The 14,848-nt window shown below is 69.5% G+C and carries 16 protein-coding genes; all 16 read left to right on the forward strand.

Features of this window, described 5'->3' with window-relative positions; translation table 11 throughout:
• Nucleotides 1-122: 122 nt before the first annotated feature.
• The 16 genes from glyA to EKG36_RS01640 all read left to right on the forward strand — a co-directional run bounded on the left by glyA (nt 123) and on the right by EKG36_RS01640 (nt 14,841).
• Entirely contained in the window at nt 123-1,388 is a 1,266-nt protein-coding gene (gene glyA / locus EKG36_RS01565) for a serine hydroxymethyltransferase (protein WP_126480472.1), read from the forward strand.
• Nucleotides 1,389-1,558: 170 nt separating this feature from the next.
• Nucleotides 1,559-2,536, forward strand: a complete 978-nt coding sequence (locus tag EKG36_RS01570; protein WP_126480296.1) for an OmpA/MotB family protein — start codon at nt 1,559-1,561, stop codon at nt 2,534-2,536.
• Between the two features lie 63 nt (nt 2,537-2,599).
• Nucleotides 2,600-4,009 carry an MBL fold metallo-hydrolase RNA specificity domain-containing protein gene (locus EKG36_RS01575; protein WP_126480298.1) on the forward strand — a complete coding sequence of 470 codons (1,410 nt, stop codon included), beginning with the start codon at nt 2,600-2,602 and terminating at the stop codon, nt 4,007-4,009.
• Nucleotides 4,010-4,111: 102 nt separating this feature from the next.
• A complete protein-coding gene (locus EKG36_RS01580; RefSeq protein ID WP_126480300.1) occupies nt 4,112-4,714 on the forward strand; it encodes a rhodanese-like domain-containing protein in 603 nt (200 codons plus the stop codon).
• Nucleotides 4,715-4,751: 37 nt separating this feature from the next.
• Nucleotides 4,752-5,216: a DsrE family protein gene (locus EKG36_RS01585; RefSeq protein WP_126480302.1), complete on the forward strand. Its 465-nt coding sequence runs from the start codon at nt 4,752-4,754 to the stop codon at nt 5,214-5,216.
• Nucleotides 5,217-5,519: 303 nt separating this feature from the next.
• Nucleotides 5,520-6,389 (forward strand): MBL fold metallo-hydrolase, encoded by an 870-nt coding sequence (locus EKG36_RS01590; RefSeq protein ID WP_126480304.1) that lies wholly within the window; start codon nt 5,520-5,522, stop codon nt 6,387-6,389.
• 19 nt (nt 6,390-6,408) lie between these two features.
• Complete coding sequence (locus tag EKG36_RS01595) at nt 6,409-6,828, forward strand: protein tyrosine phosphatase family protein (RefSeq protein ID WP_126480306.1); 420 nt, start codon at nt 6,409-6,411, stop codon at nt 6,826-6,828.
• Between the two features lie 46 nt (nt 6,829-6,874).
• A complete protein-coding gene (locus EKG36_RS01600; protein ID WP_126480308.1) occupies nt 6,875-8,161 on the forward strand; it encodes an NAD(P)/FAD-dependent oxidoreductase in 1,287 nt (428 codons plus the stop codon).
• On the forward strand, nt 8,161-9,936 hold the full coding sequence (locus EKG36_RS01605; protein WP_126480310.1) for a SulP family inorganic anion transporter: 1,776 nt from the start codon (nt 8,161-8,163) through the stop codon (nt 9,934-9,936). Before EKG36_RS01600 ends, EKG36_RS01605 begins: the two co-directional genes overlap by 1 nt.
• Nucleotides 9,933-10,124 carry a YgaP family membrane protein gene (locus tag EKG36_RS01610; protein WP_126480312.1) on the forward strand — a complete coding sequence of 64 codons (192 nt, stop codon included), beginning with the start codon at nt 9,933-9,935 and terminating at the stop codon, nt 10,122-10,124. The genes EKG36_RS01605 and EKG36_RS01610 overlap by 4 nt, the downstream gene beginning before the upstream one ends.
• 15 nt (nt 10,125-10,139) lie before the next feature.
• The gene (locus EKG36_RS01615) at nt 10,140-10,601 is read left to right on the forward strand and encodes a YeeE/YedE family protein (protein WP_126480314.1); all 462 of its coding nucleotides are present in this window, start codon (nt 10,140-10,142) and stop codon (nt 10,599-10,601) included.
• Entirely contained in the window at nt 10,598-11,011 is a 414-nt protein-coding gene (locus EKG36_RS01620) for a DUF6691 family protein (protein WP_246007401.1), read from the forward strand. The genes EKG36_RS01615 and EKG36_RS01620 overlap by 4 nt, the downstream gene beginning before the upstream one ends.
• Nucleotides 11,012-11,148: 137 nt before the next feature.
• Nucleotides 11,149-11,835 (forward strand): response regulator, encoded by a 687-nt coding sequence (locus EKG36_RS01625; RefSeq protein ID WP_126480316.1) that lies wholly within the window; start codon nt 11,149-11,151, stop codon nt 11,833-11,835.
• On the forward strand, nt 11,832-13,202 hold the full coding sequence (locus tag EKG36_RS01630) for an ATP-binding protein (RefSeq protein ID WP_126480318.1): 1,371 nt from the start codon (nt 11,832-11,834) through the stop codon (nt 13,200-13,202). Before EKG36_RS01625 ends, EKG36_RS01630 begins: the two co-directional genes overlap by 4 nt.
• Nucleotides 13,199-13,891, forward strand: a complete 693-nt coding sequence (locus tag EKG36_RS01635) for a c-type cytochrome (protein WP_126480320.1) — start codon at nt 13,199-13,201, stop codon at nt 13,889-13,891. Before EKG36_RS01630 ends, EKG36_RS01635 begins: the two co-directional genes overlap by 4 nt.
• Nucleotides 13,888-14,841: a c-type cytochrome gene (locus EKG36_RS01640; RefSeq protein WP_221766025.1), complete on the forward strand. Its 954-nt coding sequence runs from the start codon at nt 13,888-13,890 to the stop codon at nt 14,839-14,841. Before EKG36_RS01635 ends, EKG36_RS01640 begins: the two co-directional genes overlap by 4 nt.
• Nucleotides 14,842-14,848: the final 7 nt, after the last annotated feature.

Here is a 14,848-nt window from a genome sequence, read left to right on the forward strand (position 1 = left end):
TATTTCTGAAGCTCGCATGAGAAATGATGGGGCGCACCATGACGGGCTTTCATGTGAAAGCCCCCATGGCCTGGGGTATCATGGCGCCCTTCGATTCTCCCGTGACGCGAGGTTCCCCGCAGATGTTCAGCCGTGATATGCAGATTGCCGGTTTCGATGACGCCCTGTTCGATGCGATGCAGAAGGAAAGCGCGCGTCAGGAAGCACACATCGAGCTGATCGCCTCCGAGAACTATGCCAGCCCGCGGGTGATGGAGGCCCAGGGCAGCCAGCTGACCAACAAGTACGCGGAAGGCTATCCCGGCAAGCGCTACTATGGCGGTTGCGAGTACGTCGACATCGTCGAGCAGCTGGCCATCGACTACGCCAAGGAGCTGTTCGGCGCCTCCTACGCCAACGTCCAGCCCCATTCCGGCTCCCAGGCCAACGGCGCCGTCTTCCAGGCGCTGGTCAAGCCGGGCGACACCGTGCTGGGCATGAGCCTGGACGCCGGCGGCCACCTGACCCACGGTGCCCGTCCCAACTTCTCCGGCAAGCACTACAACGCCGTGCAGTACGGCATCGACGAGAACGGTCGCATCGACTACGACGAGGTCGCCAAGCTGGCCCGCGAGCACCAGCCGAAGATGATCATCGCCGGCTTCTCCGCCTACTCCCAGATCATCGACTGGGCGAAGTTCCGCGAGATCGCCGACGAGGTGGGCGCCTACCTGCTGGTCGACATGGCGCATATCGCCGGTCTGGTGGCGGCCGGGGTGTATCCGAGCCCGATGCCCCACGCCCACGTGGTCACCACCACCACCCACAAGACCCTGCGCGGTCCGCGCGGCGGCCTGATCCTCTCCAGCGAGGGCGATGCCGACATCGAGAAGAGGCTGCAGTCCGCGGTCTTCCCGGGCAGCCAGGGCGGCCCCCTGGAGCATGTCATCGCGGCCAAGGCGATCTGCTTCAAGGAAGCCATGGCAGCGGAGTTCAAGAGCTACCAGCAGCAAGTGGTCAAGAACGCCCAGACCATGGCCGGGGTGTTCATCGAGCGCGGCTTCGACATCGTCTCCGGCGGCACCGAGGATCACCTCTTCCTGCTGTCCCTGGTCAAGCAGGGCCTGACCGGCAAGGACGCCGACGCCGCCCTGGGTCGCGCCCACATCACCGTCAACAAGAATGCCGTGCCCGGCGACCCCCAGAGCCCCTTCGTGACCTCGGGCCTGCGCATCGGCACCCCGGCGGTCACCACCCGTGGCTTCGGCGAGACCGAGTGCCACGAGCTGGCCGGCTGGATCTGCGACATCCTCGACGTCATGGCCGAGGGCGCCGACACCGCCGCCATCGAGGCCGAGGTGAAGGGCAAGGTCGAGGCCGTCTGCGACCGCTTCCCCGTCTACCGCTGAGGTCCCGGCCGGGCATGTCCCGGCCAAGGCCCGCCTCGACGCCCCGTCCCGGCCTGCCCGGGACGGGGCGTCGTCCGTTCAGCGCCGGGAAGGGGGCGCTGTTCGAGGCTTTGCGTGTCCTGCCGACGGGCTAGGCTGGGCGCTCCCCACAGCCATAGCCGAGTCTTGCGATGCTCGAACACCGTGAACGGCCGCGGCACGAGTCCCTGCTGCCGGAGAGCCGGGAGGACGAGAGCGGCCAGGCCTGGATGGTCAGCTACATCGACGTCATGACGTTGCTGGTGGTGCTGTTCGTGCTGGTGATCGCCCTCGCCGAGCACCACGATGCATCGCCGCCGACGCCGGCTGCCGCCGCCCCAGCCAGACTCGGCGTGCCCCTGCCGGCGGCGCTGGCCCAGGCCCGGGAGGCGACGGCGTCGGTCCCGCCATCGCCGGGGCCGGTACTGGCTCCCCCGGCGGTCAGCGCCGCGCTGGGCGTGGCCGGGCTGCCGGCGCCGTCCGCCGCCGAGCCGCCGGCGCTGTTGGCCCGCCTGCCACTGGAGCTCCAGGCGGATGAGCCCCATCTCCCGCTGCTGCCGCAACTGGCGCTGCCCTCGGGCCTCGATCTCGCGGCGCCGCTGGCCGACTATATGGTGATCCTCACCGACCACCTGCCGACCGGCGTGGAGGCCGCGCCCAGGGCGACCAGTGAGGGCCTGAGCCTGGCCGCCCGCGAGGTCGCCGAGGCCGTGGCCTCCGCCCCCTACCTGCCGGACCTGCAGGGCGTGGAGGTGACCCGGGTGCCGGAAGGGGTGCGCTTGCGGGTGGAGGATCGCCTGCTGTTTCCCACCGCCCAGGCGGAACTCACCGAGGCGGGCCTGGCCCTGGTGGCGGGGCGGCTGGGGGAGGTGGTGGCGCGCCATCGCGGCGAGGTGGCCGTGCAGGGGCACACCGACAGCCGCCCGATCCGGACCCCGCGCTTCCCCTCCAACTGGGCGCTGTCCAGCGCCCGGGCCATCGCCATCGTCGAGGCCCTGGTGCGGGCTGGCATCGCCCCGTCCCGGCTGCGCGCCGTGGGCCTGGCCGACACCCGTCCCCTGGCGAGCAATGCCACGGCCCAGGGGCGGGCGCGCAACCGGCGTGTCGAGGTGGTGATCCAGACCCGTTGAGGCGTCTCCCCCGGAGCTTCGTTATGCTGACAGTCGGCAACCGGTACATCGCAAGGAGGGGGCATGTCGACACTGACGTTTCTGGGGGCGGTGGGAGAGGTAACCGGTTCGCGCTACCTGCTGGAGGTGGATGGCGAGCCGCGCGCGCACAAGCTGCTGCTGGAGTGCGGCATGCACCAGGGCGGCCGCGATGCCGAGGGCGCCAATGCCGTGCCCTTCGGGCGACTGGCAACCGAACTCGAGGCGGTGGTGCTGTCGCATGGGCATCTCGATCATGCCGGGCTGCTGCCCAAGCTGGTGCGGGAGGGCTATCGCGGGCCGATCCATTGCACCGCCGACACTGCCGAGTTGCTCGAGATCATGCTGGTCGACGCCGCCTTCGTGATGGCCAAGGACGTGGAGTGGGAGAACCGCTGGCGGGGGCGGGCCGGCAAGCCGGCCATCGAGCCGCTCTACGACGAGGACGATGTCGCCCTGACGCTGTCGCTCTGCGAACCCCACGGCCTCGGCCGGCCGGTGCAGCTGCCCGGCGGGGTGACCCTGGTCTTCCGCGATGCCGGGCACATCCTGGGGTCGGCCATCGTCGAGCTGAGCATCCCCTCCGGCGGCCAGCAACGCCGACTGGTGTTCTCCGGGGATCTCGGCAATCCCGATTCGGTGCTGATGAAGCACCCCGAGAAGGTCTACGACGCCGACCTGGTGCTGATGGAGAGCACCTACGGTGACCGCGACCATCGGCCCCTGGAGGAGACCCTGGAGGAGTTCGCCCAGGTCCTGGAGGAGGCCCACCGCAACGGCGGCAATGTGCTGATCCCGGCCTTCGCCGTGGGCCGTACCCAGGAGATCCTCTACCACCTCAGCGTGCTCTATCACCAGGGGCGGCTGCGCCAGCAGATGGTGTTCCTCGATAGCCCCATGGCGATCCGCGTCACCGAGCTCTATGCCCGCAAGCGCAAATCGCTCGACCCCGAGGATCTCAAGGTGCTCAATATCGCCGCCCATGGCGATCCCGGGCAGTATCTGCCGATCCTGCGCCTGACCCGCACCGTGGAGGAATCCATGGCCATCAACCGCATCCATGGCGGCGCCATCATCATCGCCGGCGCCGGCATGTGCAACGGCGGGCGCATCGTCCACCACTTCCGCTACAACCTCGAGCGACCCAGCACCCGACTGGTCATCGTCGGCTTCCAGGCCGAGGGCACCCTGGGGCGCGAGATCATCGACGGCGCCGAGCGGGTCCGGGTACTGGGCGAGGACCTGGCCGTCAAGGCCCGGGTGCATACCCTCGGCGGCTTCTCCGCCCATGCGGGGCAGCGCCAGCTGATCGGCTGGGCCGGCGCCTTCCATGGCCAACCGCGCTTCTACCTGGTGCATGGCGAACCCGGAGCCCAGCTGGCGCTCCAGGGGGCGCTGGCCGAGAGCGGCATCGACGCCGAGATCCCCACCTATCGCCAGCGCATCGAACTCTAATTTCCCGGATGGCTGACCCTCCCGCGTCGACTTGCCGCATGGCATGTCGTCGGGGAAGGGCTATGCTTAATATATTTGGGAATTATGTTAGAGGATTTAGTTATGAAAAAATCGCTACTCACGCTGGTCATCGCCGGCGCGATCACGGCGTCGTTCTCGATGGCGGCGCCCGCCGCCCAGGCAACCGAGGTGCCGGCCTACCGCGAGACGCAGCTGGGCCTCTATGTCACGGCGGCGGAGGCCCATGCGCTGATGCAGCAGAACGATCGGGCGGTGCTGGTCGATGTGCGGGATCCCATCGAGATCAAGTTCACCGGCTTCGCGACACCCACCGACATCCATGTGCCCTGGGTGCTGGGCGATCGCGAGCATTTCGATGCCGAGGCCCGGACCTGGCCGATGGTCAGGAACCCCGATTTCGAAGCCGAGATCCAGGCCGAACTCGAAGCGCTGGAAGTGGCCAAGGACGATCCGATCATCGTGATGTGCCGCTCCGGCTCGACGCGCAGTGCCCCGGCGGCGGACCTGATCGCCGAGCTGGGGTTCAGCGAGGTCTACTCCGTGACCGATGGCTTCGAGGGCGGCAAGCTCGAGGAGGGCGACTCCAGGGGCGTGCGCGCCAAGAGCGGCTGGCGCAACTCGGGGCTGCCCTGGAGCTACGAGGTGAACCCCGAGGTGGCTTGGACGCCTGGCGACGATCATTGAGGCCGAACGGCTACCCCCAATCCAAGGAGTCGATGCGATGCAGTGGCGAAACCTGATCCTGGCGGCCGCGGTGATGGTCGCGTCCCCGGTGCTGGCGGCGGAGCATGAAGGAGATCACGACATGAGCGACAAGGCGTTGGTGATTCTGAGCAGCGATTCCCTGCAGACCCAGGGGATGGCCATGGTGCTGTCTCGCACCATGCAGCAACAGGGCAGCGATCTCTCCGTCCTGCTGTGTGACCAGGCCGGGGATCTGGCCGTGGCGAGCTATCAGAGTCCCGAGGCCCTGAAGACCGCCCCTGGCAGTCCCATGGCCTCCATGAAGCCGGAGATGTTGCTCCAGGCGCTGATCGACGATGGTGCCCAGGTAGATGTCTGTGCCCTCTACCTGCCCAACAGCGACTATGCCGAGGAAGACTTGCGGCAGGGCGTCGGCGTCGCCACGCCACCGCCCATGGCGGAGATGATGCGAGACCCGAGCATTCCCGTCTTCACCTTCTGACGTCCGTGACGTCGGGTCTTTTTGCCGCCCCTCTGGGCGGCATTCGACGGCATCCACGCCCCCAACGCCTGGCCCGCCGCATCAGGGGGCCTGCGGCGTCGCGATTGCCTGGCCGATCATCGCCGGCCTGACCCTGCAGGTGGCCAACGGGCCATAGCGTGCCGCTATCCTGCCGCCTCTCTTATATGAAAAAATAATCTAACGTTAGATTAAATTATTTGGTTATGATGCGGTCATACCCGCAGACCCGGGACGTGCCGAGATCGCCGTCCCCCCATCCTTTGCGGCCAACGGAGGCACCCCATGTCCCAGCAGCCCATCGTCAAGGCCTTCTTCGACGAGCCCACCAACACCTTCAGCTACGTGGTCCGCGATCCGGACTCAAACGCCTGCGCCATCCTCGATTCGGTGCTCGATTTCGACTATGCCGCCGGCCGCACCGACGTGCGCTCCGCCGACGAGATCATCGCCTATGTCGAGGGGGAGGGCCTGAGCGTCGAGTGGGTGCTCGAGACCCATGTGCATGCCGACCATCTCTCGGCGGCGCCCTACCTGCACGACAAGCTGGGTGGCAAGACCGGCATCGGCGCCCGTATCGTCGAGGTCCAGGAGATCTTCGGCAAGGCCTTCAATGCCGGTACCGAATTCGCCCGGGACGGCAGCCAGTTCGACCGCCTCTTCGAGGAGGGCGATGCCTTCGCCATCGGCGGCCTCGAGGGGCGGGTGCTGCACACTCCGGGCCACACCCCGGCCTGCCTGACCTATGTGATCGGCGATGCCGCCTTCGTCGGCGACACCCTCTTCATGCCCGACTACGGCACGGCGCGCTGCGACTTCCCCGGCGGCGATGCCCGCACCCTATACCGCTCCATCCAGAAGGTGCTGGCGCTGCCCGGCGAGACCCGGCTCTTCCTGTGCCACGACTACAAGGCCCCGGATCGCGAGGAGTACCAGCACGAGACCACGGTGGCCGAACAGCGTGCCCACAACATCCATGTCCATGAGGGCGTCGACGAGGACGATTTCGTCAGGATGCGCACCGAGCGCGATGCCACCCTGGGCATGCCGCGGCTGATCCTGCCCTCGGTGCAGGTCAACATGCGCGCCGGCGAGATGCCCCCCGCCGAGAACAACGGGCAGGTCTACCTCAAGGTGCCGATCAACCGCTTCTGATGCGGAAGGAGAGACGTCGATGAAGATTCAGCAACTCGAGCCGGGCGTGGCCATCGCCGACGCGATCAGCGTCGCCGACCTCGACGAGGTCGCCCGGCGGGGCTTCCAGGCGGTGATCTGCAACCGCCGTTCCGGCGAGGCCGAGGACCATCCCGACGACGCCGCCCTGCGCCAGCGTGCCGAGGCCCTGGGCCTGGCCTGGCGCTGCATTCCGGTGGCGCCCGGGGAGTATGGCGAGGCGGACATCGAGGCCTTCGGCCGTGCCCTGGACGCGCTGCCGCCCCCGATCCTGGCGTTCTGCCGCACCGGGAGGCGGGCCGTGCATCTCTGGGCCCAGTCCCGGGCCCGCGAGCCCGGCTGCGACATTCCGGCGCTGCTGGAAGCGGCCCACGCCGCCGGCCACGACCCCCAGCCGATCCGCGAGATGCTGGACGCCTGACGGGCGCCCGCCACGACAACGACAACTCGACCCCCGGAGCCACGCCATGCCACACCCGACCCCACAGACCTCGTCCCGCCGACACGACGTCGTCGTGATCGGCGGCGGCGCAGCGGGCATCGCGGTGACCGCGAGCCTGCTGAAGCGCCGCGGCGATCTGGACATCGCCATCGTCGAGCCCGCCGAGATGCACAGCTACCAGCCCGGCTGGACCCTGGTGGGCGGCGGGGTCTTCTCCGCCGCCATCACCCGGCGGCCCATGGCCGATGTCATCCCCGACAAGGCGAGCTGGTACGCGATCCATGCCGAGCGGGTGGACCCGGCTGCCGGGGAGGTGGTGCTGGGGGATGGCCGGCGGCTCGGCTATACCCGCCTGGTGGTGGCCCCGGGGCTGGTGATCGACTGGGGGGCCATCGAGGGCCTGGAAGCCACCCTCGGCCAGCATGGCGTGACCTCCAACTACCGCTTCGATCTGGCGCCCTATACCTGGTCGCTGGTGCAGTCGCTGGACAAGGGCCGGGCGCTGTTCACCCAGCCGCCCATGCCCGTCAAGTGCGCCGGCGCCCCGCAGAAGGCCATGTACCTGTCCTGCGATCACTGGCGCCGCCAGGGTCGCCTGGGCCAGATCGCGGTGAGCTTCTGCACCGCCGGTGAAGTGCTGTTCGGCGTCGCCGACTATGTACCGGCGCTGGAGCACTACATCGATCGCTACGGGATCGAGACCGCCTTCGGCCATCGCCTGGTGGCGGTGGACGGCCCGTCGCGCACGGCACGCTTCGCCGTGAAGGATGCCGAGGGCGAGCGCGCGGAGGAGAGAGACTTCGACATGCTGCACGTGGTGCCGCCGCAGAAGGCGCCAGCATTCATCGCCGATTCGGGGCTCGCCAATGCCGGCGGCTGGCTCGACCTGGATCCGGAGACGCTCCAGCACGCTCGCCATCCGGCGGTGTTCGGCCTGGGCGATGCCAGCGGCACGCCCAACGCCAAGACTGCCGCGGCGGTGCGCAAGCAGGCGCCGGTGGTGGCCGAGAACCTGCTGGCCTCGCTGGAGGATGCCCCCCTGCCGGCAGGGTATCTGGGTTACGGGTCCTGCCCGCTGACCGTGGAGCGGGGACGCATCGTGCTGGCCGAGTTCGGCTATGGCGGCCAGTTGCAGCCCACCTTCCCGCGCTGGGTCAACGACGGTACCCAGGCGACCCGGCGGGCCTGGTGGCTCAAGGCCAAGCAACTGCCCTGGCTGTACTGGAATGGCATGCTCAGGGGGCATGAGTGGCTGGCCAAGCCGGCCCGGCGCCATGCCGATCGAGACGACACCCAGACCGCGAGAGGCTGATGATGCCGTCACGCTGGATTCCCCTGATCGGTTGGCTGCACGGCTACCGGCGCGACATCCTGGCCCGTGACCTGCTGGCGGCGGTGATCGTCACCCTGATGCTGGTGCCCCAGGCCCTGGCCTACGCCCTGCTGGCCGGCCTGCCCCCGGAGGTGGGGCTCTACGCCAGCATGCTGCCGCTAGTGCTCTACGCGGTCTTCGGTACCAGCGCCACCCTGGCGGTGGGGCCGGTGGCCGTGGCCTCCTTGATGACCGCCTCGGCGCTGTCCGGCATCGCTACGCCCGGCAGTGCCGAGTACGTGGGGGCGGCCCTGGTGCTGGCGGCACTCTCCGGGTTGGTGCTGGTGGCCATGGGCCTGCTGCGTCTGGGATTCCTCGCCAACTTCCTGAGCCACCCGGTGATCTCGGGCTTCGTCACCGCCTCAGGCATCCTCATCGCCGCCAGCCAGCTGCGCCATATCCTCGGGGTGGAGGCGTCCGGTCATAACCTGGTGGAAATGCTCTCGGCGTTGATCGCCTCGCTCGGGGACGTCAACATCATCACCCTGGTGATTGGTGGCGGGGTCTGGGGCTACCTGCTGCTGTGCCGACGGCATCTCAAGGGCGGGCTGCAGCGCCTGGGGCTGTCCGCCACGGCCGCGGACCTGGTGGCCAAGGCCGCCCCGGTCTCGGCGGTGATCGTCACCACCCTGCTGGCCTGGGCCCTGGGGCTCGGCGAGCGCGGCGTGGCCCTGGTCGGCGAGGTGCCGAGCGGCCTGCCCTCCCTGGCGCTGCCGAGTCTCGAGCCGGAACTCTGGTCGAGCCTCGCGCCTGCGGCGGTGCTGATCAGCCTGGTGGGATTCGTGGAATCGGTGTCGGTGGCCCAGACCCTGGCCGCCAAGCGACGCCAGCGCATCGATCCCAACCAGGAATTGATCGCCCTGGGCCTGGCCAACCTCGCTGCCGGGGGAAGCGGGGGCTCGCCGGTGTCCGGCGGCTTCTCCCGCTCGGTGGTCAACTTCGAGGCCGGGGCCGTCACCCCCCTGGCCGGTGCCTTCACGGCGCTGGGTATCGCCCTCGCGACCCTCACCCTGACCACTCCGCTGGCCTTTCTGCCCAAGGCGACGCTGGCGGCCACCATCATCGTCGCCGTGGGTACCCTGATCGACCTGCGCGCCATCAAGCGCACCTGGGCCTATTCCCGGGCCGATGGCGTGGCCATGCTGGCCACCCTGGTGCTGACCCTGGTCCATGGCGTGGAGAGCGGCATCCTGGCCGGTGTCGTGCTGTCCCTGGGCCTGCACCTGTATCGCACCAGTCGTCCGCACAGCGCCGTGGTGGGCCGGGTGCCGGGCAGCGAACACTTCCGCAACGTGCGCCGCCACGAGGTGGAGACCGACGAGCACCTGACGATCCTGCGCGTCGACGAGAGCCTGTATTTCGCCAACGCCCGCTACCTGGAAGACACCGTCATGGCCCTGGCGGCCCGCCAGCCGGGCCTGGCCCATATCGTCCTGGCCTGTCAGGCGGTCAATGTCATCGACGCCTCGGCCCTGGAGAGCCTGGAGGCCATCAACAGCCGACTGAAGGACGCCGGCGTTCGCCTCCACCTGGCCGAGGTGAAAGGGCCGGTGATGGATCGCCTGGAGCACATCGACTTCTACCAGGAGCTGAGCGGCCAGATCTTTCTCAGCACCTATGACGCCTGGCGTGCCCTGCACGGGGAGGACGCCGGGGTCGTTCCCGCGCCGGACGAGGCGTCCGGCGCTTCCCTCAAGCAAGGAGTCTCACCATGAAGACCAACGTCGGCCGCATCGACAAGATCGCGCGCATCCTGATCGGGGCGCTGCTCATCGTGCTGGCCCTGACCGGCACCATCGGCGCCTGGGGCTGGATCGGGGTGATCCCGCTGGCCACCGGGCTGCTCAATACCTGCCCGCTGTACGCGCTGCTGGGCATCAGTACCTGCAAGAACCACCGTTAAGGGAGACACGACACCTTGGATATCACGGCAAGCCTGCACGGCCTGGTCGGCGGGGTGCTGATCGGGCTTTCGGCCACCTGGCTGATGGCCACCCTGGGGCGGATCGCCGGCATCAGCGGCATCATCGGCACCCTGGTCACCGCCAGGCCCCGTGGCGACAGCGCCTGGCGCCTGGCCTTCCTGCTCGGACTGGTCAGCGGCCCTCTGGCGCTGGTGCTGGCGGGTGGCGAGCTGGGCAACGTCTTCGGCCGGCCCGAGGCGGTGATCGGCGAGCCCGCTGGCGGCATCGCCTTGATGCTCGTCGCCGGCCTGCTGGTCGGCGTCGGCACCGGCATCGGCAGTGGCTGCACCAGCGGCCATGGGGTGTGCGGCCTGGCGCGGCTGTCGCCGCGCTCGATGGTGGCCACCCTGACCTTCCTGGCGGCGGCGATCCTCACCGTCTTCGTGGTCCGGCACCTGCTGGGAGGTGGCGCATGAGAATCCTGATGGGCTATATCGCCGGCCTGCTGTTCGGGCTCGGCCTGGCCGTGTCCGGGATGACCGACCCGGCCCGGGTGCTGGGCTTCCTGGATCTCTTCGGCGCCTGGGATCCGACGCTGATGTTCGTGCTCGGCGGCGCCGTGATCACCAACTTCATCGGCTATCGTCTGGCCATGCGCCGCCCCAATCCGCTGTTCGCCAGTGCCTTCCAGGTGCCGACCCGGCGTGACCTGGACGGCCGGCTGATCGGTGGCTCGGCGCTGTTCGGCATCGGCTGGGGGCTTTCCGGCTACTGCCCCGGCCCGGCCTTCGCCTCCGTGGTCGGCATTACCGCCCCGCTGGCGGCCATGCTGGCGGCCATGGTCGCCGGCTGGTTCCTGGCCCGGGCCCTGCCGTCGCGTTCCTGACGACGGCCTGCCCCTCCGCCCCGGCGGAGGGCCCTTCGACCAATGGCCTAGCCGGCCCGGGCGCTTTGGGCCGGCGGCTTAATGCCGGCTTAATGACGAGGCGACACAATGTCGCACACGGAGAGGAGCCCTACGCGATGCATGTGCTGTTGATCGAAGACGATGCCCTGGTGGCCGACGGCATCCGCGCCGGACTGGAGACCCAGGGCTTCGTCGTCGACGTAGCGGCCTCCCGGGCGGAGGCCGATTCGCTGATGGCGACCCTGGCCAGCGACCTGGTGATCCTGGACCGCGGCTTGCCCGACGGCGACGGCCTGGGCCTGCTTGACGAATGGCGCCGGGCGGGCCGGCGGGTACCGGTGCTGGTGCTCACCGCCCGGGACGCCGTGGCGGACCGGGTCGCGGGGCTGCGCGAGGGGGCCGACGACTACCTGGTCAAGCCCTTCGACCTGGACGAGCTGGTGGCCCGGCTCCAGGCGCTGCTGCGCCGTTCCGCCGGCCAGGCCGGCAGCCGCATCGAGCACGGCCCGCTCAGTCTGGACCCGGTGTCCCGCGAGGTGCGCCTCGCCGGCAGGCCGGTGTCGCTGTCGCGCCGCGAGCTGATGCTGCTGGAGACCTTCCTGCATTCGCCGCAGGGGATCCTCTCGGCGGAGCGGCTCAAGGACGGGCTCTATGGCCTGTCCGAGGAGGTCGAGAGCAATGCCCTGAACGTGCATATCCACCACCTGAGGCGCAAGCTCGGCCCCGCCATCATCGAGACGGTGCGCGGGCTTGGCTATCGGCTGGGAGCACCGGAGGCGCTGGTGGCCGAGGCGTCGACGTGAGCCTGAGGACCCGCCTGCTGCTGACCCTGGGGCTGACCCTGACCCTGCTGTGGACGCTGGTGGCCGCCTGGCTGATGCGCGACCTCCACCACCAGGTGGAGAAGACCCTGGACCAGCGCCTGGCCCAGTCGGCGCGCATGGTGGCCGGGCTGATGACTCAGCTGCCCCGGGACGTCTGGTCGCAGGCGGACCGGCGCGCGCTGTCGATTCCTCCCATCGAGGGGCTAGCCTGCCAGGTGCACTCGCCACGCGGCGAGGTCCTGGCGCAGACCCATGGCGACATGGCCGGCGTGCTGACCCCGGGCGAGCCGGGCCATGCCTATCGGGAGGCCGATGGCACCACCTGGCGGGTCTTCACCTACCGCCGTGACGGACTGACCATCACCACCGCGGATCGCCTGGACGAGCGCGAGCAGCTGTTGCGCAACGTGCTGGAGGTGGCCGTGGTGCCCTTCCTGGTGGCGTTGCTCGGCAGCCTGCTGGCGGTCTGGCTGGGGGTCGTGCGTGGCCTGGCACCATTGCGGCGCCTGCGCGATGCCCTGGCGCACCGTCACCCCGATGCCCTGGCGCCGCTGGGCACCCGTGACCTGCCCGCCGAGCTGCGCCCGCCGGTCGAGACCCTCAACCAGCTGCTGGCCCGCGTGCAGCGGGCGATGGTCCGTGAACAACGCTTCACCAACGATGCCGCCCACGAGCTGCGCACCCCGCTCACCGCCATCAAGACCCATCTGCAGGTGGCTTCCCGGGTGGAGGGCCAGGGTGCCCGGCGCGCCCTGGCCCGGGCCGAGGAAGGCGTGGCGCGGCTGACGCGGACCCTGGAACAGCTGCTGACGCTGGCCCGGGTCGAGGGCCGTGTGACCTTCGAGGACGGCGAGCCGTGCCGAGCCGGGGACGTGGCGAGGCTGGCAGTGCGCGACGCCGGCGCCGCGGCGGACCGGGTCGAGATGCCGTCGACCTGGCCGGAGGAGTGCCTGGCGCTGCCCCGCGAGCTGGCCATCACGGCACTGCGCAACCTGGTCGACAACGCCCTGCGTCACGGGACGGGCGGTGACCCCGTGCGCCTCGCGGTCGAGACCCCCGCACCGGACCGGCTGATCTTCGTGGTGCGCGATCGTGGCCCCGGGCTGGACGCGTCCAGCCTGTCGGCGCCGCCGCGTCGATTCTGGCATCGCGGCGGCGACGGTAGTGGCCTGGGGCTGGCGATCGTCACCGCCATCGCCGAGCGTTTCGGCGGGGCGCTGGACTTCCGGCACCCCGCGGAGGGTGGGCTGGAGGCCCGCCTGACCCTGCCGGTCGAGGCCTGCGCCGACCGGCAGGGAGAGAAACCCTGCAAGGGATCGATAACAACAGAGGAAGAGACCGGATGACAACCATGAGAATCACGGGCGGCCTGGGGTTGCTGGTGGGGATCGGCCTCGCCGCCGGCCCCGCGCTCGCCCTCGAGGGTGACCCGAGCCGCGGCGAGAGCGTCGCCGGCACCTGCGTGGCCTGCCACCAGGCCGACGGCATGGGCATGAACATGCCGCAGGGGGAGTCCTGGCCACGCCTGGCCGGACTGCCGGCGGACTACATCGCCAAGCAACTGCATGACTTCCAGGCCGGGCGGCGAGAGAACGCCACCATGATGCCCTTCGCCAAGATGCTGGACGACCAGCAGATCGCCGATGTGGCGGCCTACTATGCGGGCCTGGCGTCCTGGCCCGAGCTGCCCACGGCCTATTCTGCCGCGTCGCCGGACCAGCCGGGGGAGTGGCTGGCCGAGCGCGGCGACTGGGACAAGACACTGCCGGCCTGCAGCCAGTGCCATGGCCCCAACGGCCAGGGCGTGGGCGCCGACTTCCCGCCGATCGCCGGCCAGCATGCCGGCTACCTGTCGGCCCAGCTGCGCGCCTGGCGCAATGGGGACCGTCACAATGATCCCGACGGCTTGATGCGGGGCATCGCCGAGCGCCTGGATGACGACCAGATCGACCTGATCGCCGATTATTACGCGACCCTGCCCGAGCGGCTCGAGGCGACGAGCGCGTCGGCAGCAGAAGAGGAGGGCGGCCAATGAACACCCCCAGGATGACGTCTTGGCTCGCCGGCCCCCTGGTGGCGGTGCTCGGCCTGAGCGCCGTGTCCGCCGCCGAGTCCGAGGCGCCGGAACGCGATTACCAGGTGCCCCTGCCTGAGGCGCCGGCCGGCGAGGCCACCTTCACGCCGCCCGCCGAGCGGGACATTCCCGACAACCAGTACGGTGAGATGGTCCGCAAGGGGCGCGACCTCTTCGTCAACACCCAGCAGCTGCGCGGCGAGAATGTCTTCAACGACCAGAACTGCAGCAACTGTCACCTGGACGCCGGGCGGCTGGCCGACTCGGCCCCGATGTGGGCCTCGATGGGCGTCTATCCCGCCTATCGCGGCAAGAACGACAAGGTCAACACCATGGCCGAGCGCATCCAGGGCTGCTTCACCTACTCCATGAACGGCGTGCCCCCCGAGTACGGCAGCGAGACCCTGGTGGCGCTGCAGACCTACTTCCACTGGATGGCCACTGGCGCGCCCATCAACCAGTCCCTGCCCGGGCGGGGCTATCCCGGGCTGGAGGAGACCGGGGAGGCACCGGATCGCGGCCGGGGTGCGGAGGTCTACGCCGACCAGTGTGCCGTCTGCCATGGCGACAACGGCCAGGGGCAGAAGGTCGGCGAGCGCCAGGTGTTCCCGCCGCTGTGGGGAGACGGTGCCTACAACTGGGGCGCCGGCATGCACCGGGTGAACACTGCGGCCAATTTCATCAAGGCCAACATGCCGCTCGGCAAGCCGTATTCCCTCACCGACCAGCAGGCCTGGGACGTGGCGGCCTTCATCAACAGCCACGAGCGGCCCCAGGACCCGCGACGCCGGACCCTGGCCTCGGTGGACGAGACCGACGAGATCTTCCACCAGCACATGGGCTTCTACGGCGACGAGATCGACGGCCAGCGCCTGGGCGATCACGACGACTACGGCGAGAACCCGCGCTAGCCGACTG

Origin of the sequence: Halomonas nitroreducens (genome assembly GCF_003966155.1) — a bacterium.
GTDB classification, from domain to species: Bacteria; Pseudomonadota; Gammaproteobacteria; order Pseudomonadales; family Halomonadaceae; genus Halomonas; species Halomonas nitroreducens.